General features: G+C 49.5%; 18 protein-coding genes and 1 other RNA gene. 9 read left to right on the top strand and 10 right to left on the bottom strand.

Annotated features, from left to right (window positions below; translation table 11 throughout):
- Nucleotides 1–12: 12 nt before the first annotated feature.
- Nucleotides 13–777, bottom strand: coding sequence for an electron transfer flavoprotein (locus tag ACJHXA_RS03020; protein WP_000692145.1), 765 nt, complete (start codon nt 775–777; stop codon nt 13–15).
- Between the two features lie 315 nt (nt 778–1,092).
- On the opposite strand from ACJHXA_RS03020, the gene ACJHXA_RS03015 reads away from it, so the two are divergent.
- Complete coding sequence (locus ACJHXA_RS03015) at nt 1,093–2,004, top strand: AraC family transcriptional regulator (RefSeq protein ID WP_000284819.1); 912 nt, start codon at nt 1,093–1,095, stop codon at nt 2,002–2,004.
- A gap of 42 nt (nt 2,005–2,046) precedes the next feature.
- Here the strand turns inward: ACJHXA_RS03015 and ACJHXA_RS03010 are convergent, their stop codons facing one another.
- From ACJHXA_RS03010 to ydiK, 9 genes are all read right to left on the bottom strand, one after another.
- Nucleotides 2,047–3,198: an acyl-CoA dehydrogenase gene (locus ACJHXA_RS03010; RefSeq protein WP_000347850.1), complete on the bottom strand. Its 1,152-nt coding sequence runs from the start codon at nt 3,196–3,198 to the stop codon at nt 2,047–2,049.
- 13 nt (nt 3,199–3,211) lie between these two features.
- Entirely contained in the window at nt 3,212–4,807 is a 1,596-nt protein-coding gene (locus ACJHXA_RS03005; RefSeq protein ID WP_000805691.1) for an acyl CoA:acetate/3-ketoacid CoA transferase, read from the bottom strand.
- A gap of 143 nt (nt 4,808–4,950) precedes the next feature.
- On the bottom strand, nt 4,951–5,709 hold the full coding sequence (gene aroD, locus ACJHXA_RS03000) for a type I 3-dehydroquinate dehydratase (protein ID WP_000860182.1): 759 nt from the start codon (nt 5,707–5,709) through the stop codon (nt 4,951–4,953).
- Between the two features lie 30 nt (nt 5,710–5,739).
- Nucleotides 5,740–6,606 carry a quinate/shikimate dehydrogenase gene (ydiB, locus tag ACJHXA_RS02995; RefSeq protein WP_000383460.1) on the bottom strand — a complete coding sequence of 289 codons (867 nt, stop codon included), beginning with the start codon at nt 6,604–6,606 and terminating at the stop codon, nt 5,740–5,742.
- 11 nt (nt 6,607–6,617) lie between these two features.
- The gene (locus tag ACJHXA_RS02990) at nt 6,618–7,883 is read right to left on the bottom strand and encodes an MFS transporter (RefSeq protein ID WP_001307232.1); all 1,266 of its coding nucleotides are present in this window, start codon (nt 7,881–7,883) and stop codon (nt 6,618–6,620) included.
- A 226-nt stretch (nt 7,884–8,109) separates the two neighbouring features.
- Nucleotides 8,110–9,324: an MFS transporter gene (locus tag ACJHXA_RS02985; protein ID WP_000795571.1), complete on the bottom strand. Its 1,215-nt coding sequence runs from the start codon at nt 9,322–9,324 to the stop codon at nt 8,110–8,112.
- A 99-nt stretch (nt 9,325–9,423) separates the two neighbouring features.
- Entirely contained in the window at nt 9,424–9,780 is a 357-nt protein-coding gene (locus ACJHXA_RS02980; protein ID WP_001299124.1) for a YdiL family protein, read from the bottom strand.
- A gap of 135 nt (nt 9,781–9,915) precedes the next feature.
- Nucleotides 9,916–10,023, bottom strand: an RNA gene (rprA, locus tag ACJHXA_RS02975) — antisense sRNA RprA.
- A 185-nt stretch (nt 10,024–10,208) separates the two neighbouring features.
- Nucleotides 10,209–11,321, bottom strand: a complete 1,113-nt coding sequence (gene ydiK, locus ACJHXA_RS02970; RefSeq protein ID WP_000248636.1) for an AI-2E family transporter YdiK — start codon at nt 11,319–11,321, stop codon at nt 10,209–10,211.
- 388 nt (nt 11,322–11,709) lie between these two features.
- Between ydiK and ACJHXA_RS02965 the strand changes: the two genes are divergently transcribed.
- The 8 genes from ACJHXA_RS02965 to sufS all read left to right on the top strand — a co-directional run bounded on the left by ACJHXA_RS02965 (nt 11,710) and on the right by sufS (nt 21,093).
- On the top strand, nt 11,710–14,766 hold the full coding sequence (locus ACJHXA_RS02965) for an FAD-binding and (Fe-S)-binding domain-containing protein (RefSeq protein WP_000612952.1): 3,057 nt from the start codon (nt 11,710–11,712) through the stop codon (nt 14,764–14,766).
- Nucleotides 14,763–15,173, top strand: coding sequence for a 1,4-dihydroxy-2-naphthoyl-CoA hydrolase (menI, locus tag ACJHXA_RS02960; protein WP_000637986.1), 411 nt, complete (start codon nt 14,763–14,765; stop codon nt 15,171–15,173). The genes ACJHXA_RS02965 and menI overlap by 4 nt, the downstream gene beginning before the upstream one ends.
- Nucleotides 15,174–15,272: 99 nt before the next feature.
- A complete protein-coding gene (locus ACJHXA_RS02955) occupies nt 15,273–15,461 on the top strand; it encodes a YdiH family protein (RefSeq protein ID WP_001296104.1) in 189 nt (62 codons plus the stop codon).
- Between the two features lie 548 nt (nt 15,462–16,009).
- Nucleotides 16,010–16,378, top strand: a complete 369-nt coding sequence (gene sufA, locus ACJHXA_RS02950) for a Fe-S cluster assembly scaffold SufA (RefSeq protein ID WP_000367160.1) — start codon at nt 16,010–16,012, stop codon at nt 16,376–16,378.
- Between the two features lie 8 nt (nt 16,379–16,386).
- Nucleotides 16,387–17,874, top strand: a complete 1,488-nt coding sequence (gene sufB, locus ACJHXA_RS02945) for a Fe-S cluster assembly protein SufB (protein ID WP_000089364.1) — start codon at nt 16,387–16,389, stop codon at nt 17,872–17,874.
- Nucleotides 17,875–17,883: 9 nt separating this feature from the next.
- Nucleotides 17,884–18,630 carry a Fe-S cluster assembly ATPase SufC gene (gene sufC / locus ACJHXA_RS02940; RefSeq protein ID WP_000948872.1) on the top strand — a complete coding sequence of 249 codons (747 nt, stop codon included), beginning with the start codon at nt 17,884–17,886 and terminating at the stop codon, nt 18,628–18,630.
- Nucleotides 18,605–19,876, top strand: coding sequence for a Fe-S cluster assembly protein SufD (gene sufD, locus ACJHXA_RS02935; protein WP_000908012.1), 1,272 nt, complete (start codon nt 18,605–18,607; stop codon nt 19,874–19,876). Before sufC ends, sufD begins: the two co-directional genes overlap by 26 nt.
- Nucleotides 19,873–21,093 (top strand): cysteine desulfurase SufS, encoded by a 1,221-nt coding sequence (sufS, locus tag ACJHXA_RS02930; protein WP_000144565.1) that lies wholly within the window; start codon nt 19,873–19,875, stop codon nt 21,091–21,093. The genes sufD and sufS overlap by 4 nt, the downstream gene beginning before the upstream one ends.
- Nucleotides 21,094–21,095: the final 2 nt, after the last annotated feature.

The raw sequence follows: 21,095 nt of genomic DNA, 5'->3' as shown, positions 1-21,095 counted from the left end.
TCTCCGTAGGCTTCAGTTCAGGGCTTTCTTCAGATGTTCCGCCAGCTCGGCAATGGCCTCCGGCGAATCGTTATCGATAATGATGTGCTTACGTTCTGTTTGCGGCGGTACGCGAATGCCGACCAGTTCAGCAAGTGGCGCGCTCTGGCTCCAGTCAATATCACTTGCCTGCCACTGATTTACCGGTTTTTTACCCGCGCCGAGAATGGCTTTCATCGAAGGAATGCGTGGCACGTTAATATCGGAGGTGACGCAGAGCACGGCTGGAACAGAGAGTTCAATAACTTCAACATCATCTTCAAGCGTGCGTTCAATCACCAGTGTATTGCCCTGACGCTGAATAGCACTCACTGCATTAATCACCGGAAGTTGCAGAATTTCTCCGACCAGCAAGCCAGCCTGCTGGGCATAAAGGTCGCCGGAACCTTCACCAAAGATCAGTAAATCGAAGCCGATCTTTTCAACTGCTGCCGCCAGCGCTTTTGCGGTATCGAGAGGCAGTGCATGTTCAAGTTGCGCATCCTGCACCAAATACAGGCTGTGCGGCCCGCGGGATAGCACGTCTTTGCGCACTTTCGAGTTCTGCAACAATGAGCCGCCAACGGTCAGCGCGGCTATCTCATCGTCATCTGTTGCGAGCTGGCTTGCAGCTTCAATGGCATTGAGATCGAACTGGCTGATTTTGGCGTCGGCATTGTCGAAATTCAGGGTGTATTCTGGAGTGACAACAATGTCCTGTTCTTCAGGCACCAGCTTAAAGCAGGTTATTATTTTCATGATTTCTCCTGTGAGTCGCATACGGAACCATCTCCGATGGAAGGTAAAAATGGCCTGAAAATAGTGTGCGATAGCGGTGCGGGGTTTTCGACGGAGCAAGCTGTTTTCCTTGCCAACAATCTTGCAAAAAAAATGCGATCGCTAAAACAAAAGTGCAATTTGCGGCAATATAGTTATTCCATGACCGTACAATCTTGCATTCAGTGTAAATAATCTTGTTTAGCTCTCGCTAAACGCGGTTGTATAACCGCAATACACGCCGTATTTTATCCGGCATATATTGTTTTTGCTTGCTCATGGAATAGGGAGGTTGTCATGTATCAACGCTGTTTTGATAATGCCAGTGAAACGCTGTTTGTCGCCGGTAAAACGCCACGGCTTTCACGTTTTGCAATTAGCGATGATCCAAAATGGGAGTCTGGACATCACGTTCATGACAATGAAACCGAGCTGATTTACGTCAAGAAAGGGGTAGCAAGGTTTACCATCGATTCATCGTTATATGTCGCACATGCCGATGATATAGTGGTGATAGAACGCGGCAGGCTGCATGCGGTGGCCTCTGACGTTAACGATCCGGCAACGACGTGTACCTGTGCGCTGTACGGCTTTCAGTTTCAGGGGGCTGAGGAAAATCAGCTACTGCAACCGCATTCTTGTCCGGTAATTGCCGCGGGGCAGGGAAAAGAAGTCATAAAAACCTTATTTAATGAGCTAAGTGTGATTTTGCCGCAAAGTAAAAATAGCCAAACATCTTCGTTATGGGATGCATTTGCCTATACGTTAGCCATTCTTTACTACGAAAATTTTAAAAATGCTTATCGTTCGGAGCAGGGGTATATTAAAAAAGATGTTCTGATAAAAGATATTCTTTTCTATCTGAATAATAATTATCGCGAAAAAATCACTTTAGAACAGTTATCGAAAAAATTTCGTGCCAGCGTCAGTTATATTTGCCATGAATTTACCAAAGAGTATCGTATTTCCCCTATTAACTATGTTATTCAACGGCGTATGACGGAAGCAAAATGGTCACTCACTAATACTGAATTATCACAGGCAGAGATCTCCTGGCGTGTGGGTTATGAAAATGTCGATCACTTTGCCAAACTGTTTTTGCGCCATGTCGGTTGTTCGCCCAGCGATTACCGTAGACAATTTAAAAACTGTTTTGCGGAACAAGAAATCCTATCTGAATTTCCTCAACCGGTAAGTCTTGTTGGATAAATCTGGCGGCGCAGTTTGTTAAGAAGCTGCGCCGCCTGCAGATTATTTGTTCTGATAGTCTTTCAGGATCTGCCGACCTGCTACGTAAATCATAATTTCGTCTGTACCGCCGCCGATACGTTCACAACGGACATCACGCCAGAAGCGGGAGACGCGCGCTTCATCGGTATAGCCCAGACCGCCCATGATTTGAATCGCATCATCAATGACTTCCATTGCGGTACGTGCGCAATACAGTTTTGCCAGCGCCGCGCTGGTGCGCAGTGACTGATGCTGATCGGCTTGCCATGCCACTTTCAGCACCATGTTGCGCATGTTGTCGATCTTAATCGCCATCAGCGCCAGTTTTTCCTGGATCATCTGGTTATGACCAATGGGCTTACCAAAAGCGATACGTTGGTTGGCATAGCGGGCGGCATCTTCAAAGGCGCATTCGGCAAAGCCGGTGCTGCGCGCGGCGTTGATCAGGCGCTCCATCTCAAAGTTGTACATCACATTGAGGAAACCCATTCCTTCTTCGCCCACCATGTCGCTCTCTTCAACCTCCACGTTGTCGAGATAGACTTCGCAGGTGCTGAGCATATGCCAGCCGATTTTATGCAGCGGGTTAATCTTAATGCCGGGCTTACTGGAGTCGACCCACCACAGGGTGAAGGCTTTTTTGGGATCTTTCGGTTGCGGATCGCGCGCCAACACCAGCATATACGGGTACTCTTTCGCACCGGTAATAAAGGTTTTTTGTCCGTTGATGTAGACCTTGCCGTTTTTACGCGTGTAAGTGGTAGTGGCACTGTTGTTATCTGAGCCAGCACCTGGTTCCGTCAACGCCAGGGCATAGGCGGGATCACCCGTTTCCAGGGTGCTTTCTGCCGTTTTACGTAGCTGCTCTGCAGAACCGAAACGGCGCATACTGTGAATACATTGACCGTTGGTGATCAAAAATGCCGGAGCACCGCATTTTGACACTTCCATCAGCGCCAGCATTTGGGTGACGTAATCCGCAGGGATACCACCAAATTCTTCCGGCACGCCAAGCATGGAAATACCGTTATCCGCCAGCGCCCGCATAAACTCACGCGGATATGTCCCGTTTTGATCGCAGGTGCGGAAATACTCTTCCGGAAAGTTAGTCGTAATCAGTTCGCGAATACTGGCCAGCAGCAGTTCTTGTTCTTCAGTTAAAGAAAAATCCATCATTATACTCCTGTTAATGAGCCGCTTCAGGCAGGACAAAACCCATCGCCGCATCGATAAATAATCTTTCGTCCATCAGTTTGAGTTCTGGCGAAATCACTGGGGTGAAGTCCATTTTGTCGAGAATATCTTTTTGTAAATCGACGCCAGGGGCGATTTCGATTAAATGCAGGCCGTCTTCTTTCAGCGTGAATACAGCACGTTCGGTGATGTAACGAACATCCAGTCCCCGTTCGAGCGCGATTTTTCCGCTAAAAGTAATTTCCGGTAGTTCCCGAATAAATTTATTTACCCGTCCTTCCTGGACGATATGCAATTTGCCATCGGCAATTTCTGTTTTTAAACTGCCCGCAGTTAACGTGCCGCAGAAAATAATTTTCTTCGAGGTGGCACTGATATCAATAAATCCACCGGTACCCATGATTTTGCCATTGAATTTATGCACGCCGACGTTACCGTGCTGGTCGACTTCAGCAAAACTCAAATAACAAACATCCAGACCACCACCGTGATAAAAATCAAACTGGGACGTCATATCCAGAATGGCGCGGGTATTCACGTTCGCGCCAAAGGCGATACCCTGTGAAGTAATTCCGCCAATCGGACCTGTTTCTACCGTCAGAATAAAGTCATCAGCACAACCTTCTTCCCGGGCGACCAGGCCAATACCGTCAGCAATACCGACGCCGACATTCCCCACCGCGCCTTTACGCATTTCGAATAATGCACGCCGCGCAACTAATTTACGTTGGTTTAGGGGCAGGCTAAGTTTGGTGCTGTCATCAAGGGTGAAGTCACCAGAAATAAAACGGTTAACCGGCGCACCGCCATACAGTTGGCTTTGATCCGGATCGACCACCACAATATCCACCAGATAACCCGGAATACGGACAGATTTAGGATGCAGCGTGGCTTTCTTAACCATTTTCTGCACCTGCATCATCACAATACCGCCGTTATTGTGCACCGCCTGGGCAATAACCAATGCGTCGAGATACATCACCTCATCTTCAAAAGTGGCGTAGCCTTCACTGTCGCAGGTGGTAGCGCGAATGAAGGCGATATCTGGCGCAATCGCTTTGTAATAGAGATATTCTTTGTTATCAAACTCGACCAGTTTAATCAGGTCTTCTTTCGTGACTTCATTCAGTTTGCCGCCTTGCTGGCGTGGATCGACAAATGTCCCGATGCCAATATCACTAATAATACCAGGCTGGTGGGCTGCGGCGGCGCGTAAGGTTTGTGTAAGTACACCTTGTGGATAGTTATAAGCAATAATTTTATTTTGTTCTGCGAGTTCAGAAATACGCGGCGATTGTCCCCAGTGACCACATAATGCCCATTTCACCAGACCTTCTTGCGCCAGAGGACTAATACCGCGGTCGGCGCGATCGCCAAGCCCTGTTGGACTAATAATCGATAAATTACGTGGCGTTTGAGTCTGTTTATATTTATCAGCAAGAGCAGTAATTAACGTGGTGGCTTCCAGAATACCGCCGCCAGCGCCTAACACACAAAGTGTTGCTTCGTCGGGAATATAATTCACCGCTTCCTGTGCCGACAGGACCGGCACTCGTCCATTAATACGAGGTGGTTTTACAGGTTTCATTGTTAATTCCTGATTCAGATGTGATTTTCCCTACGCCAGATGGAGAATTAGCGCACAGAGACTCACGAAATATTTTTATTAAATACGGTTAAATATATTTTTTAAGTTCGGCGGGGAGGGTGTTCCCGCCGAAATATTATTGCTTATGCCTGGTGTAAAATAGTTAATACCGTGCGTAAATCATTTACCGAGATTTGCCCTGGTGCAGAGGCTTTTTTTACCGCACCAAAAGTTGCCGCCGAGCCAAATACTTCACCAGCCAGACGAGAAATTACGCCAGTTTTTGCCATCGACATCGTGATGATTGGACGATCGGCATACTGCTCCTGCATCTCCAGGGTCGCGGTAAGCAACGTCAGCACATCGCTGGTACTTTGCGGCATCAGCGCAATCTTAGGAATATCGGCGTCGAAGGACTGCATTTTGCGCAGACGGGCAATGATTTCTTCGGCTTCCGGCGTTTTATGGAAGTCATGGTTGGACATGACAACTTTCACATCATGCGCGTGGGCGTAGGCGACGGTTTCTTTAACCTGATCATCGCCGGTAAATAACTCCAGATCGATCATATCAACCAGGCCGCTGTCGATGGCTGCACGATTGAGAGCAATATAAGCCTCGGTGGAAATCGCCTGCTCGCCGCCTTCTTTGGCACTGCGGAAGGTAAACAGCAGCGGTTTTTCTGGCATGGTTTCACGGAGAATTTTTGCCGCCGCCATGACAGACTCCACATTGGAGAGGTCGGCAAAGTGGTCCACACGCCATTCCAGAATATCAAAGTCCGCTTCACGATAGGCGAGAGCTTCGGATTTCACGCGGGCGATATCTTTCGCCATCAGCGAGACGATGATTTTAGGTGCGCCCGTACCAATGACGAGATCTTTTACAGTTACGGTTTTCATTTTTTACCCTTTCTGCACGCGGTCAGCCTGTCAGGCACCGAACCCCATGACCTGTTTAACATATTCCAGAGGGAAATCTTTGCCAGTCCATAACGTGAACTGTTCAGCCCCTTGCCACAACAACATGCCGTATCCATCAATCGTTTTGCAACCAGCTTGTTGCGCCTGCTGCAATAACTTCGTCATATGCGGGTTATACACGCATTCAGTGACCAGCAGTCCCGGATGTAACAGACTGATATCATTAACTAATGATTCATTCTCAAGGGGTTTCATACCCACTTTTGTGCCATTGGTTAAAATGTCGGCGGAAGCCAGGGCTTCAGCAAAGGCTTGCTGATCGGCGAGATCGGTAACCGTGACGACACAATCGGTGTTTTCGTTAACCCGCTGCGCGAAGGCGAGGGCTTTATCGAAGAACTCATCCCGACGGTTAAAGAGTTTAATTTCTTTTAAACCTTCAATTGCCCCCTGCGCGCCAATCGCCGTTGAGGCACCTCCGGCCCCTAACAGCACCATTGTTTTGCCTTTGATATCAAAACCGCTCTCTTTAATGGCTCGAATATGGCCCGTGCCGTCGGTGTTATAGCCGCGCAGGTAACCATCATCATTAACGATGGTGTTGATGGCACCCACCAGTTTGGCTGCTGGCGTTAATTCATCAACATATTCACACGCCAGTTGTTTGTTCGGCATTGATATACCAGTTCCGCGCATTTTGAGGGCTTTTAATCCTTCAATTGCTCCGGGAAAACTATCGTTATCCACTTCAAAGGCCATATAGGTAAATGGCAATCCCGCTTTTTCTAAGGCTTTATTCTGCATTTCAGGCGATAAACTGTGGCGGATAGGATAGGCCATCAGCCCAATCAATTCGTATTTTGCGGTAACATCCATAATTAACTCCTTTAACCTCTATGCTTAATTGTGTTTAATCGGGTGCTAAATTTGCGCTCGCCAAACCGCACATCATTCTCAGGAATAATAAAAACGCGGTAATAGCGGATAAAAACAATAATTGCGGTAATCAGGGCCAGCAGCGCGAAAGTAAAATCGAGAACAATGATATATTGCAGGCCGATGTTCGACAGATAACCGGTAATCAGCGGAATAACAAAGTTAGCCAGTCCACCCATCATCATATAAATACTGGTGACTTTGGCTTTGCTTTTTGGAAAAAACTCTGACATGACCGAAACACCGAGCTGTAAAATGCCGCCAGCTGCTGAGAAACCGATAACAAAGGCGCCGGCATTACACACCAGTGGAGAAGGGTACAGGTAGATAATGGCTGCTGTTATTGTTGCCAGTGTAGAGTTAAATACATTAGCCCAGATGGGCCGGACCATTTTTTTCAGTAGTGCGGCAAAAATAAAGACACAGACCAACGAGCCCATACTGTAATAAGAGATGGTTTTTAATGCCTCAGCTTCTGACATACCAGCAAAAGCCATCGCATATTTGGGCATCCACACCACAATCACATAAAAGGTCGAGAATGCGGCTACACCGAACAGTACCGATGAAACACCTTCCAGCCAGACTAACGGTTTGCTGTTCATTTGCGGTAATTCATTAGCTACGCTGGCGTCCACCAACTGGCTGGGGAATTTGCTTTTCAACAGCATCAGCGTGATCAGTACAAATAGGATGCCTGGAATAATCAGCCCATAGCCGTACCAGATGTTATTGAGCAACATATAGCTCACCAGCATTGGGTAGAACATTTGTCCGAATGACACCATCGCTTTAACCAGTATGACCGCCGAACCAGAGGCTTTCGGAAAGCATTCCATGAGCGCGGGGTAGCCACCCGTATCCAGCGCTGAGTTAGCGATACCTACGCACACTGCCAGACCGTAGGCGAGAGTTAAATTCGGGCAAGCGGGAATACCAAAGAAGAATAGCAGATACATTATTACTGCCATTAATATCACCGCCCGACGACCAAACTTATCGGAGATCACACCGAAGAATAAAATACTGATCAATCGCCCCAAACCGATACCGGAAATTAAATAGGCAATGCCCGCGTTGTCAGTGGAAAACTTTTCCGCCAGAGATGACATGTTTTGGGCAAGCGTAATAACACTAATGCCGTGCAGGAAGTAGCTGAAGTAAATACAAAGAACAGCCAGGATAAATGGCGTGCTGAAAGCCTTATTTTGAGACATTTTCACAGCTCCTTGCTGAAAGATAATTTCGTTACCGTACGTATTGTTCTCCGACGGTTTACATAATTACTATACTGAAGATGATTTTCCCTGGGTACATGGCATAAAGTTTATGTTTCCAGGAATATTGCATGTCATAGTTTGTTTTTGATCGCGATTTTCCTTAGTTAGCGCAGAAAGAGTTATTTATCCGTAAGATCTTGCATGACCTGAAAAGAATATTGCATTACCCACCCGGAGCGACATTTTCCTTTAGCGACTGATGCCGCGTTTTTTTGCGGCTGCGTAAGCCGATAAACAGTGCCAGTAAAAAACCGATGGCAGCGATGGTGGTATCGAACCACATAATATCGGCAATACTTCTTTGGGACAGATGAGCCGTAATCAACGGAATAGTAAAGGTCGCAATACTGCCCGCACTGTAATAGATCCCTGTAGCTTTACCTTTAGCGTAAGGGAAACGTTCAGCCATTAACGTCAGGCCAATTTGCACAACACCTCCAGCAGAGGTAAAACCAATGACAAAAGCAAATATTATCACCACATAAAATGTGGGATGCAGGCAGACGGTAAACAGAGCAATAAATGAGATAAAGGTGTACAGCATCAGTAATGTTGTTGGGCGAACGGTATTACGAATGAGTGGAGCGGTAATAAATACACAAAGCAGCGAACCCACGGTGTAGATACTGAGTAGTTTAATCGACATAGTGTATGACATGCCTGCAACAAATTGTCCGTACTGTGCCAGCCACTGGCTAACCAGATAAAACGTTGCCATTGAGATATAGCCATATAAGGTATAACTGGCTAAATCGATAATTGAACAGCGATGTTCCGTAGAGCTGGTGGTTTTCTTTATGACAGGTAAGCGATGACCCGGATGGGGTGGGAACGTACAACGGTATAAAAACAGAGCGTTAATAAACATAATGCCTGCAGCAATCATAAAGGACCAACCGAACCACAGTTCAGCCCACACTAACAGGCTAATGATTAGCGGTAATAAAAATTGTCCGCTGGAAACAAATGCTTTAATTAAAATATTGGCTGTCCCAGGTGAGCGTGGAAAAGCTTCCATCAAACTGGGATAAGTGCCTGCATCGAGAAAACTGTTTGCCATTCCTGCCAGAAAGCCAAAAACATAAGCGATAATGATGTTATTGGTGTGCAGGATGCCAAAAAAGAAGGCCATATAGCAGCACATCCCGAGCATGATAAAAGGGCGGCGACCAAAGCGATCGGATAATAATCCTGCAAAAAGCAAGACACTTAATCGACCAATGCCCAGCGATGAGATAACTATCGAGACACCCGCGGCATTAGTCTGCCAAAGTGTCTCCAGCGAGGCCATATTCAGGCTCATCAAAATGACGCCCATACCATGCACCAGGTAATTAAAATACAACCCAAGTGCGGTAGGGTAATAGGGATTTTTCATAGGTTCTACTTAGCAAAGGTGCTTTAAAAAGTGTAGCGATGTTGTGTCAGTATCCGTTCATTATTGTTGTAACAACGACAATTCCTTTTTGTGGAGAAATTAACAAAGCCGCTCCAGATCGTGTGCATATAATTCAGCGGCTACCGATTGATAGATCTTCCAGTCAATAAAATTGCCATCAGGGTAGACTTGTTGAAACGCGGTTAAGTCGGGGAAAAAACGCATGGTGTTGTTGCCGATGCGGTTATTTATTTTCTCTATGATGGCATGAAGATGTTTTTTTCGTTGCTGACGCATAGCCAACAGTTGCTCGACTACACGATCAGGAATGGCGCATTTGCCATTTTCCCACTGACGCCAGCTTTCACTGTCACCGGTCTGGGCAATCCAGGTCGCGCATTCATCAATAGTCATGGCAAAAATATGGCGAAGTGCCTGGAGTTCATAAGCGTTCATCGTGTAATGGCTGCATGAAATAAACAATAAAATATAAATAACATTATCAGCCTGCTGACGGCTTGAAGAGAGTCACAGTATCTTGTGCAACATTATTGGAAAGAGTGAGGGGCGAGGTAGCGAAGCGGAAAAATGTTAAAAAAAAGCCCATCGTGGGAGATGGGCAAAGACTACACACAGCAATTCGTTGTTTCACTCAGGGGATTTCCATGCTTATAAATCAATATGTTGATTTATAACCGTAAGCTAATAGTAGGCATACGGACTTTTTGCGTCGATCAGATTCGTCTCATTAGTTTAAAAACTGTAAAGAATTTGCGACAGGTACTACCAGCTGAATGGCGGTAAGCAGGAAAATATGGGGAAGAGCAATCAAATATCAATTAGCGGGGGTTAACAATCAGGCGGCAGAGCCGCCTGATGAGAAATTACTTATTCGGTTTCTCGATTTCGCCAAGTTCTTCGAGAATTTCTTCCGGTTGGTCCGTCGGCGGCGGGACTTCTTCCACCCACGCGGCAAACAGACGCCAGGAAACGGCTAACAGAACCGGACCAATAAACAGACCGATCATCCCGAAAGCAATCAAACCACCAATAACACCAGAGAGGATCAGGATCAGCGGTAAATCGGCACCCATGCGAATTAACATTGGGCGGATGACGTTATCCAGCGTGCCAACCACACCGCTCCACACTAACAATACCGTTCCCCAGGTGGTATCGCCAGTCCAGTAGAGCCAGATAATCGCCGGAATCAGTACCGGCAACGGGCCAAGCTGGACAAGGCAGGAGAGGATCATTAACACCGTTAGCAACGTTGCATAAGGTACGCCGGATACGGCGAGGCCGATACCGCCAAGCACTGCCTGTACTAACGCCGTCACCACCACACCCAGCGCCACCGCGCGGATAGCCTGTGCCGCCAGCAGTACGGCGGCATCTCCGCGAACGCCTGCCAGACGGGTTGCAAAATGGCGAATGCCTTGTGCCACCTGTTCACCGCGCCAGTACAGCAGGGCACTGAAGAGAAGCATCAGCGCACAATGCACCATAAAGCGCCCGATATGCGCCGCCTGCCCAACGAACCAGGTGGTGGTGGTGCCAATATAAGGGCGGACTTTCGCCATGATCGCCGTCCCCCCCATATCCAGCAAGTTGTGCCAGCCTGCATACAGCTTCGCGCCAATCACCGGAATGGTATTAAGCCACGCCAGATCGGGTAACGTCATGTCGCCGCTGGAAATGGCTTTAATTAGCGGGCCGCTGCCGTCGACGATACTGTTAACCAGCAAAGCAATAGGGATGATAAACACCATCACTAATAACAGCGTCATCACCAGAACGGCGAGAGAGCGGCGGCCAAACATGATCTTTTGCAAACGTAACAATACCGGCCAGGTGGCGATAACCACCGTACCGGCCCATGCAAAGCCGAGAATAAAGGGTTGAACAATCCACAGACATGCCACAATCATGATGGCTAAAAACAGCACCGAAAGCAGAATTTGTGCGACATCCCTGGGCTGACGAACATTTACCATAACTACTTTTCACCTTTTTTGTGCGTCAAATCGTCGACGCGACGTGAACACGCGAAACTCACCTGCATAATGATGAGCAATTTCAGCGGTTTTTAACAGGCCGATTCTGCCCTTAATTCTGATGGGCGTGTTAGAAAAAAATGTGGTACAACAACTCAGGCAACACGCAAACGATTTACTCGTCGTATTTCAAGTTGCATGTGCTGCGGCTACGTTCGTTCACCCCAGTCACTTACTATTGTAAGCTCCTGGAGTTCACTCGCTTGCCGCCTTCCTGCAACTCGAAATCCATAGAGTAAATAAACATCACCTTTCAGTACGCTATTGCAGCCGCCTGAAAGAATAGTGTATCGACCTACATCACAGACCGCAGGAAAGGGTCAATATAATGATTCCACAGATTTCCCAGGCACCCGGCGTCGTTCAACTGGTGCTTAATTTTTTGCAAGAGCTGGAGCAACAAGGTTTTACCGGCGATACGGCGACAAGTTATGCCGATCGTCTGACAATGTCGACCGACAACAGTATTTACCAACTTCTCCCCGATGCGGTGGTATTTCCGCGTTCAACCGCAGATGTGGCGCTGATCGCCCGTCTTGCCGCGCAGGAACGCTATTCATCGCTGATCTTTACCCCCCGCGGCGGCGGCACCGGCACTAACGGTCAGGCGCTCAACCAGGGGATTATTGTTGATATGTCCCGCCATATGAACCGCATCATCGAAATTAACCCTGAAGAGGGCTGGGTGCGCGTTGAGGCCGGGGTGATAAAAGATCAACTCAATCAGTACCTGAAACCGTTCGGCTACTTTTTTGCGCCGGAACTTTCGACCAGCAACCGGGCAACGCTCGGTGGGATGATCAATACCGATGCATCCGGTCAGGGATCGCTGGTCTATGGCAAAACGTCAGATCACGTACTTGGCGTACGCGCGGTGTTGTTGGGGGGCGATATTCTCGATACGCAACCTTTACCCGTCGAATTGGCGGAAACGCTGGGTAAATCCAATACCACAATCGGGCGAATTTATAACACGGTTTATCAACGTTGCCGTCAGCAACGCCAGTTAATCATCGACAACTTCCCCAAACTTAACCGCTTTCTTACCGGTTACGATCTGCGTCATGTCTTTAACGATGAGATGACCGAGTTCGACCTGACGCGCATTCTGACGGGTTCAGAAGGGACGCTGGCCTTTATTACCGAAGCGCGGCTGGATATTACGCCCTTGCCTAAAGTGCGCCGTCTGGTGAACGTCAAATATGACTCTTTTGACTCCGCGCTGCGTAACGCGCCGTTTATGGTTGAGGCGCGGGCGCTTTCGGTAGAGACGGTGGACTCAAAAGTGCTGAATCTGGCGCGGGAAGATATTGTCTGGCATTCCGTCAGCGAGTTGATTACCGATGTGCCTGACAAAGAGATGCTCGGGCTGAACATTGTGGAGTTTGCTGGTGATGATGAGGCGCTGATTGATGAGCGGGTAAATGCACTCTGTGCGCGGTTGGATGAGCTGATCGCCAGTCATCAAGCAGGTGTCATCGGCTGGCAGGTGTGCCGTGAGCTGGCGGGGGTTGAACGTATCTATGCAATGCGCAAAAAAGCCGTTGGTCTGCTTGGCAATGCCAAAGGTGCCGCTAAGCCAATTCCGTTTGCTGAGGATACCTGCGTACCGCCGGAACATCTGGCCGATTATATTGCTGAATTTCGCGCGCTGCTCGACAGCCACGGCTTAAGCTACGGTATGTTCGGTCACGTCGACGCAGGTGTCTTGCACGTCCGTCCGGCACTGGATATGTGCGATCCTCAACAAGAGATTTTGATGAAGCAAATTTCTGATGACGTGGTGGCGCTGACTGCGAAATACGGTGGTTTGTTGTGGGGCGAGCACGGCAAAGGTTTTCGCGCTGAATACAGCCCGGCGTTTTTCGGTGAGGAACTTTATGCAGAACTGCGCAAAGTGAAAGCGGCATTTGACCCGCATAACCGACTCAACCCAGGGAAGATTTGCCCGCCAGAAGGTCTCGATGCGCCGATGATGAAAGTGGACGCGGTGAAGCGCGGTACATTCGATCGGCAGATCCCCATTGCGGTACGCCAGCAGTGGCGCGGTGCGATGGAGTGTAACGGCAACGGTTTATGCTTCAACTTTGATGCCCGTAGTCCGATGTGTCCGTCGATGAAGATCACCCAGAACCGGATTCATTCACCGAAAGGGCGCGCAACGCTGGTGCGTGAATGGCTGCGTTTGTTGGCGGATCGCGGCGTTGATCCACTCAAACTGGAACAAGAACTGCCTGAATCCGGCGTCAGTTTGCGGACGTTAATTGCCCGCACGCGCAATAGCTGGCATGCGAATAAAGGCGAATATGACTTCTCACACGAAGTCAAAGAGGCGATGTCGGGCTGTCTGGCCTGTAAAGCTTGTTCGACCCAGTGCCCCATCAAAATTGATGTGCCGGAGTTTCGCTCTCGTTTCCTGCAGCTCTATCATACCCGTTATTTACGTCCGCTGCGCGACCACCTCGTCGCTACGGTCGAGAGCTACGCGCCGCTGATGGCACGCGCGCCGAAAACCTTTAACTTCTTCATTAACCAGCCGCTGGTGCGCAAACTCTCGGAAAAACATATCGGCATGGTTGATTTGCCACTGCTGTCGGTCCCCTCGCTACAACAACAAATGGTGGGGCATCGCTCGGCAAACATGACGCTGGAACAGCTTGAAGCTCTCAATGCAGAGCAGAAAGCGCGCACGGTGTTGGTGGTGCAGGACCCCTTTACCAGCTATTACGATGCGCAAGTGGTGGCGGATTTTGTCCGTCTGGTTGAAAAATTAGGTTTCCAGCCGGTGTTACTGCCATTTTCGCCAAATGGCAAAGCCCAGCATATTAAAGGTTTTCTTAATCGTTTTGCGAAGACGGCGAAAAAGACGGCGGATTTCCTCAACCGTATGGCGAAGCTGGGGATGCCAATGGTGGGCGTCGATCCGGCGCTGGTACTTTGTTATCGCGATGAATATAAACTGGCGCTGGGCGAGGAACGTGGCGAGTTTAACGTCTTACTGGCGAATGAATGGCTGGCAAGCGCACTTGAGTCACAGCCAGTGGCTACAGTCAGCGGTGAATCATGGTATTTCTTTGGTCACTGTACCGAGGTTACCGCCTTGCCGGGCGCGCCAGCACAATGGGCCGCGATATTTGCCCGTTTTGGCGCGAAACTGGAAAATGTCAGCGTGGGTTGCTGCGGCATGGCAGGGACTTACGGACATGAAGAGAAAAACCATAAAAATTCGCTCGGGATCTATGAGTTATCCTGGCATCAGGCTATGCAGCGACTGCCGCGTAACCGCTGTCTGGCGACCGGATATTCCTGCCGTAGCCAGGTCAAACGGGTTGAAGGCACGGGGGTACGCCATCCTGTGCAGGCTTTACTGGAGATTATTAAATGATATGGAAACGAAAAATCACCCTGGAAGCACTGAATGCTATGGGTGAAGGAAACATGGTGGGGTTGCTGGATATTCGCTTTGAACATATTGGTGATGACACCCTTGAAGCGACAATGCCAGTAGACTCGCGGACAAAGCAGCCTTTCGGGTTGCTGCATGGAGGCGCATCCGTGGTGCTGGCCGAAAGTATCGGTTCCGTTGCCGGTTATTTATGTACTGAAGGTGAGCAAAAAGTGGTTGGCCTGGAAATCAATGCTAACCACGTCCGCTCGGCACGAGAAGGGCGGGTGCGCGGCGTATGCAAACCGTTGCATCTCGGTTCGCGTCACCAGGTCTGGCAGATTGAAATCTTCGATGAGAAAGGGCGTTTGTGCTGTTCGTCACGATTGACGACCGCCATTTTGTGACGTTGTCACCAGAAAAGTGTGACGCATATTGCTTTTGGTCATTATCTGCACAGTAAACGGTGGTATACTGTGCAGGTCTTGTCTAAAAGCGAGGATGCTATGTCTACTCAACTTGATCCCACCCAGCTGGCCATTGAATTTTTACGCCGTGACCAGAGCAATCTTTCACCTGCCCAATATCTCAAACGTCTGAAACAACTAGAACTTGAATTTGCTGACCTGCTTACTCTCTCTTCTGCTGAATTAAAAGAAGAAATCTACTTTGCCTGGCGTCTGGGCGTGCATTGATCCTGACTTAATGCCGCAAGTTCGCCAAATCGACCTGGATTAACCTCCGTCCAGGTTCGATGACCTTCTTAATACTGCTTATCTACCCGCCTGATATTGTTCAAAAATAATACTAATCGCAGTTTGTGTTAAAACGGCGGGTTAGCTTTATGAGATTATTCTTATCGCCCCTTCAAGAGCTAAGCCACTGAGAGTGCCGGAGATAAGCGCCGGATGGGGTAGAAACCCTTAAGCCTGTGTCGCACAGACTTAAGGGTTTTCTTATTTCTGAACGCTGCACTTTTTTACCTATCTCTTAAATAGTCATTTTCAATACAACTTTTTCTTTTTCATCACAGCCTTAATGCTCCTTAGATAATAACCATTATCTAACAATGAGATACCTAATTCTTAGCGTGCCTGTTAACCCACACATCAGGGTCTATGCTTATTAAAAGCAGGCAAAAAGCATGTTTTACGGTAAAGCCCCTGCGTTTGCTGGGTTGAACTGATAATCATTATCACTAACATGTTGTTATACGCTGAAAGCGATGAAGTGAGGTAAATCGATGGACATGCATTCAGGAACCTTTAACCCACAAGATTTCGCCTGGCAAGGCTTAACGCTGACACCCGCAGCGGCGATACACATCCGTGAGCTGGTGGCAAAGCAGCCGGGTATGGTCGGCGTGCGCTTAGGCGTGAAGCAAACGGGCTGCGCGGGCTTTGGCTATGTGCTCGACAGTGTTAGCGAGCCGGACAAAGACGATCTGCTGTTTGAACACGACGGCGCGAAGCTGTTTGTCCCGCTGCAAGCGATGCCGTTTATTGATGGCACGGAAGTCGATTTCGTTCGTGAAGGACTTAATCAGATATTCAAATTTCACAACCCTAAAGCCCAGAATGAATGTGGCTGTGGCGAAAGCTTTGGGGTATAGGCGGTACTATGTCTCGTAATACTGAAGCAACTGACGATGTCAAAACATGGACCGGCGGCCCGCTGAATTATAAAGAAGGATTCTTCACCCAGTTAGCCACCGATGAGCTGGCAAAGGGGATAAACGAAGAGGTGGTGCGCGCAATTTCGGCGAAGCGTAATGAGCCGGAGTGGATGCTGGAGTTTCGTCTAAACGCCTATCGCGCATGGCTGGAGATGGAAGAACCGCACTGGTTGAAAGCGCACTACGACAAGCTGAATTATCAGGATTACAGCTACTACTCAGCACCATCGTGCGGTAATTGTGACGACACTTGCGCGTCTGAACCTGGCGCGGTGCAGCAAACTGGCGCGAACGCCTTTTTAAGTAAAGAGGTGGAGGCGGCGTTTGAGCAGTTGGGCGTTCCCGTGCGGGAAGGCAAAGAGGTGGCGGTGGATGCCATTTTCGACTCTGTTTCGGTTGCCACTACTTATCGCGAAAAACTGGCGGAGCAGGGAATTATTTTCTGTTCCTTTGGTGAGGCGATCCACGATCACCCGGAACTGGTGCGTAAATATCTCGGCACCGTGGTGCCGGGGAATGACAACTTCTTTGCCGCGCTTAATGCGGCGGTAGCCTCTGACGGTACGTTTATTTATGTGCCTAAAGGCGTGCGCTGCCCGATGGAACTTTCCACCTATTTTCGCATTAACGCGGAAAAAACTGGGCAGTTTGAGCGCACCATTCTGGTGGCCGACGAAGACAGCTACGTCAGCTACATTGAAGGCTGTTCCGCTCCGGTGCGTGACAGCTATCAGTTACACGCGGCAGTGGTGGAAGTCATCATCCATAAAAACGCCGAGGTGAAATATTCCACGGTACAAAACTGGTTCCCTGGCGATAACAACACCGGCGGTATTCTCAACTTCGTCACCAAGCGTGCTTTGTGCGAAGGCGAAAACAGCAAAATGTCATGGACGCAATCAGAAACCGGGTCAGCGATTACGTGGAAATATCCCAGCTGCATTTTGCGCGGCGATAACTCCATTGGTGAGTTTTACTCAGTGGCGCTGACCAGCGGTCATCAGCAAGCGGATACCGGCACCAAGATGATCCACATCGGTAAAAACACCAAATCGACCATTATCTCGAAAGGGATCTCTGCCGGACATAGTCAGAACAGTTATCGCGGCTTAGTGAAAATCATGCCGACGGCAACCAATGCGCGCAATTTCACTCAGTGCGACTCAATGCTGATTGGCGCTAATTGTGGGGCGCATACCTTCCCGTATGTCGAATGTCGCAATAACAGCGCACAACTGGAGCACGAGGCAACGACATCACGTATTGGTGAAGATCAACTGTTTTACTGCCTGCAACGCGGGATCAGCGAAGAAGACGCCATCTCGATGATTGTTAACGGTTTCTGCAAAGACGTGTTCTCAGAACTGCCGCTGGAATTTGCCGTTGAAGCACAAAAACTCCTCGCCATCAGTCTTGAACACAGCGTCGGATAAGGAATAAACATGTTAAGTATTAAAGATTTACACGTCAGCGTGGAAGATAAAGCTATCCTGCGTGGATTAAGCCTCGACGTTCGTCCCGGCGAAGTTCACGCCATTATGGGGCCAAACGGTTCGGGCAAAAGTACCTTATCGGCAACGCTTGCCGGGCGAGAAGATTATGAAGTGACGGGCGGCACGGTTGAGTTCAAAGGCAAAGATTTGCTTGCGCTGTCGCCGGAAGATCGTGCAGGCGAAGGCATCTTTATGGCCTTCCAGTATCCGGTGGAGATTCCCGGCGTCAGTAACCAGTTTTTCCTGCAAACGGCACTTAATGCGGTGCGCAGCTATCGCGGCCAGGAAACGCTCGACCGCTTTGATTTTCAGGATTTGATGGAAGAGAAAATCGCTCTCCTGAAGATGCCGGAAGATTTATTAACCCGTTCGGTAAACGTTGGTTTTTCCGGCGGCGAGAAAAAGCGCAACGATATTTTGCAAATGGCGGTGCTGGAACCGGAGTTATGCATTCTTGATGAGTCGGACTCCGGGCTGGATATTGACGCATTAAAAGTGGTCGCCGATGGCGTGAACTCGCTGCGTGATGGCAAGCGCTCATTCATCATTGTTACGCACTACCAACGCATTCTCGACTACATCAAGCCTGATTACGTTCATGTGCTATATCAGGGACGAATTGTGAAATCCGGCGATTTCACGTTGGTCAAACAACTGGAGGAGCAGGGTTATGGCTGGCTTACCGAACAGCAGTAATGCGCTGCAACAGTGGCATCACTTGTTTGAAGCTGAAGGGACAAAACGCTCACCGCAAGCACAGCAGCATTTACAACAATTGCTGCGTACCGGACTGCCGACACGTAAACATGAAAACTGGAAATATACGCCGCTGGAAGGGCTGACCAATAGCCAGTTTGTCAGCATTGCGGGAGAGATATCCCCACAGCAGCGAGATGCCTTAGCGTTAACGTTAGACGCTGTGCGGCTGGTATTTGTCGATGGACGTTACGTGTCAGCACTGAGCGATGCGACTGAAGGCAGCGGGTATGAAGTGAGCATTAACGACGACCGTCAGGGGGTACCCGACGCTATTCAGGCGGAAGTGTTTCTGCATTTGACGGAAAGCCTGGCACAAAGCGTGACGCATATCGCCGTGAAGCGCGGTCAACGGCCGGCAAAGCCATTGCTGTTAATGCATATTACCCAGGGCGTGGCAGGTGAAGAGGTCAACACTGCCCATTACCGACATCATCTGGATCTGGCGGAAGGTGCCGAAGCAACGGTGATCGAACATTTTGTCAGCCTTAATGATGCTCGTCACTTCACCGGCGCACGGTTCACTATCAATGTCGCAGCGAACGCCCACTTGCAGCATATCAAGCTGGCGTTTGAAAACCCGGTCAGTCACCACTTTGCCCATAACGATTTGTTGCTGGCTGACGATGCCACCGCATTTAGCCATAGTTTCCTGCTGGGTGGCGCAGTGTTACGACACAACACCAGTACGCAACTCAATGGCGAAAACAGCACGCTGCGGATCAATAGCCTGGCGATGCCGGTGAAAAACGAGGTGTGTGATACCCGTACCTGGCTGGAACACAATAAAGGTTTTTGTAACAGCCGACAGTTGCACAAAACTATCGTCAGCGACAAAGGCCGCGCGGTATTTAACGGTTTGATCAACGTCGCGCAGCACGCCATCAAAACGGATGGTCAGATGACCAACAATAATCTGCTGATGGGCAAACTGGCGGAAGTGGATACAAAACCGCAGCTGGAAATCTATGCAGATGATGTGAAATGCAGCCACGGCGCGACGGTGGGGCGTATTGATGATGAACAGATGTTCTATCTGCGCTCGCGCGGGATCAATCAGCAGGATGCCCAGCAGATGATCATTTACGCCTTTGCTGCCGAACTGACGGAAGCACTGCGTGATGAGGGGCTTAAACAGCAGGTGCTGGCCCGAATCGGTCAACGGCTGCCAGGAGGTGCAAGATGACTTTTTCCGTCGACAAAGTGCGGGCCGACTTTCCGGTGCTTTCGCGTGAGGTAAACGGTTTGCCGCTGGCTTATCTCGACAGCGCCGCCAGTGCACAGAAACCGAGCCAGGTGATTGACGCCGAGGCCGAGTTTTATCGTCATGGCTACGCGGCGGTGCATCGCGGTATTCATACCTTAAGCGCTCAGGCGACCGAGAAAATGGAGAACGTGCGCAAGCGGGCATCGCTGTTTATTAATGCCCGTTCGGCGGAAGAGCTGGTGTTCGTCCGCGGCACGACGGAAGGGATCAATCTGGTCGCCAATAGCTGGGGCAACAGCAATGTGCGGGCGGGCGATAACATCATCATCAGTCAGATGGAGCACCACGCTAACATTGTCCCCTGGCAGATGCTTTGCGCACGCGTTGGCGCAGAGCTGCGTGTGATCCCTCTCAACCCCGACGGTACGCTGCAACTGGAGACGCTGCCTACGCTGTTTGATGAGAAAACTCGCCTGCTGGCAATTACTCATGTCTCCAACGTGCTGGGAACAGAAAATCCGCTGGCGGAAATAATCACGCTTGCGCACCAGCATGGCGCAAAAGTGCTGGTGGATGGCGCTCAGGCGGTGATGCATCATCCGGTGGATGTTCAGGCGCTGGATTGCGACTTTTACGTGTTCTCCGGGCATAAACTGTATGGCCCCACCGGAATTGGCATTCTTTATGTGAAAGAAGCCTTGTTGCAGGAGATGCCGCCGTGGGAAGGGGGCGGTTCTATGATCGCCACCGTCAGCCTGAGTGAAGGCACTACCTGGACCAAAGCACCATGGCGGTTTGAAGCCGGTACACCCAATACCGGGGGCATCATTGGTCTTGGCGCGGCGCTGGAGTATGTTTCGGCGCTGGGGCTTAATAGCATAGCCGAGTATGAACAGAATCTGATGCATTATGCGCTATCACAGCTGGAATCTGTACCGGATCTCACTCTCTATGGCCCACAAAACAGGCTTGGCGTTATTGCTTTTAATCTCGGTAAACACCACGCCTATGATGTTGGCAGTTTTCTCGATAATTACGGCATTGCTGTGCGTACCGGACATCACTGCGCTATGCCATTAATGGCCTATTACAACGTCCCTGCGATGTGTCGGGCGTCGCTGGCCATGTATAACACCCATGAAGAAGTGGATCGTCTGGTGACCGGACTGCAACGTATTCACCGTCTGCTGGGATAACA

Source organism: Escherichia sp. WS33 (assembly GCF_046486385.1).
Taxonomy (GTDB): Bacteria; Pseudomonadota; Gammaproteobacteria; order Enterobacterales; family Enterobacteriaceae; genus ECMA0423.
This window is presented reverse-complemented; position numbering and strand designations above follow the sequence as displayed.

Excerpts from the sequence above, each read along its gene's own strand:
- ACJHXA_RS03020 (WP_000692145.1), bottom strand. The coding sequence starts at position 777 with ATGAAAATAATAACCTGCTTTAAGCTGGTGCCTGAAGAACAGGACATT.
- ACJHXA_RS03015 (WP_000284819.1), top strand. The coding sequence starts at position 1,093 with ATGTATCAACGCTGTTTTGATAATGCCAGTGAAACGCTGTTTGTCGCC.
- ACJHXA_RS03010 (WP_000347850.1), bottom strand. The coding sequence starts at position 3,198 with ATGGATTTTTCTTTAACTGAAGAACAAGAACTGCTGCTGGCCAGTATT.
- ACJHXA_RS03005 (WP_000805691.1), bottom strand. The coding sequence starts at position 4,807 with ATGAAACCTGTAAAACCACCTCGTATTAATGGACGAGTGCCGGTCCTG.
- aroD (WP_000860182.1), bottom strand. The coding sequence starts at position 5,709 with ATGAAAACCGTAACTGTAAAAGATCTCGTCATTGGTACGGGCGCACCT.
- ydiB (WP_000383460.1), bottom strand. The coding sequence starts at position 6,606 with ATGGATGTTACCGCAAAATACGAATTGATTGGGCTGATGGCCTATCCT.
- ACJHXA_RS02990 (WP_001307232.1), bottom strand. The coding sequence starts at position 7,883 with ATGTCTCAAAATAAGGCTTTCAGCACGCCATTTATCCTGGCTGTTCTT.
- ACJHXA_RS02985 (WP_000795571.1), bottom strand. The coding sequence starts at position 9,324 with ATGAAAAATCCCTATTACCCTACCGCACTTGGGTTGTATTTTAATTAC.
- ACJHXA_RS02980 (WP_001299124.1), bottom strand. The coding sequence starts at position 9,780 with ATGAACGCTTATGAACTCCAGGCACTTCGCCATATTTTTGCCATGACT.
- ydiK (WP_000248636.1), bottom strand. The coding sequence starts at position 11,321 with ATGGTAAATGTTCGTCAGCCCAGGGATGTCGCACAAATTCTGCTTTCG.
- ACJHXA_RS02965 (WP_000612952.1), top strand. The coding sequence starts at position 11,710 with ATGATTCCACAGATTTCCCAGGCACCCGGCGTCGTTCAACTGGTGCTT.
- menI (WP_000637986.1), top strand. The coding sequence starts at position 14,763 with ATGATATGGAAACGAAAAATCACCCTGGAAGCACTGAATGCTATGGGT.
- ACJHXA_RS02955 (WP_001296104.1), top strand. The coding sequence starts at position 15,273 with ATGTCTACTCAACTTGATCCCACCCAGCTGGCCATTGAATTTTTACGC.
- sufA (WP_000367160.1), top strand. The coding sequence starts at position 16,010 with ATGGACATGCATTCAGGAACCTTTAACCCACAAGATTTCGCCTGGCAA.
- sufB (WP_000089364.1), top strand. The coding sequence starts at position 16,387 with ATGTCTCGTAATACTGAAGCAACTGACGATGTCAAAACATGGACCGGC.
- sufC (WP_000948872.1), top strand. The coding sequence starts at position 17,884 with ATGTTAAGTATTAAAGATTTACACGTCAGCGTGGAAGATAAAGCTATC.
- sufD (WP_000908012.1), top strand. The coding sequence starts at position 18,605 with ATGGCTGGCTTACCGAACAGCAGTAATGCGCTGCAACAGTGGCATCAC.
- sufS (WP_000144565.1), top strand. The coding sequence starts at position 19,873 with ATGACTTTTTCCGTCGACAAAGTGCGGGCCGACTTTCCGGTGCTTTCG.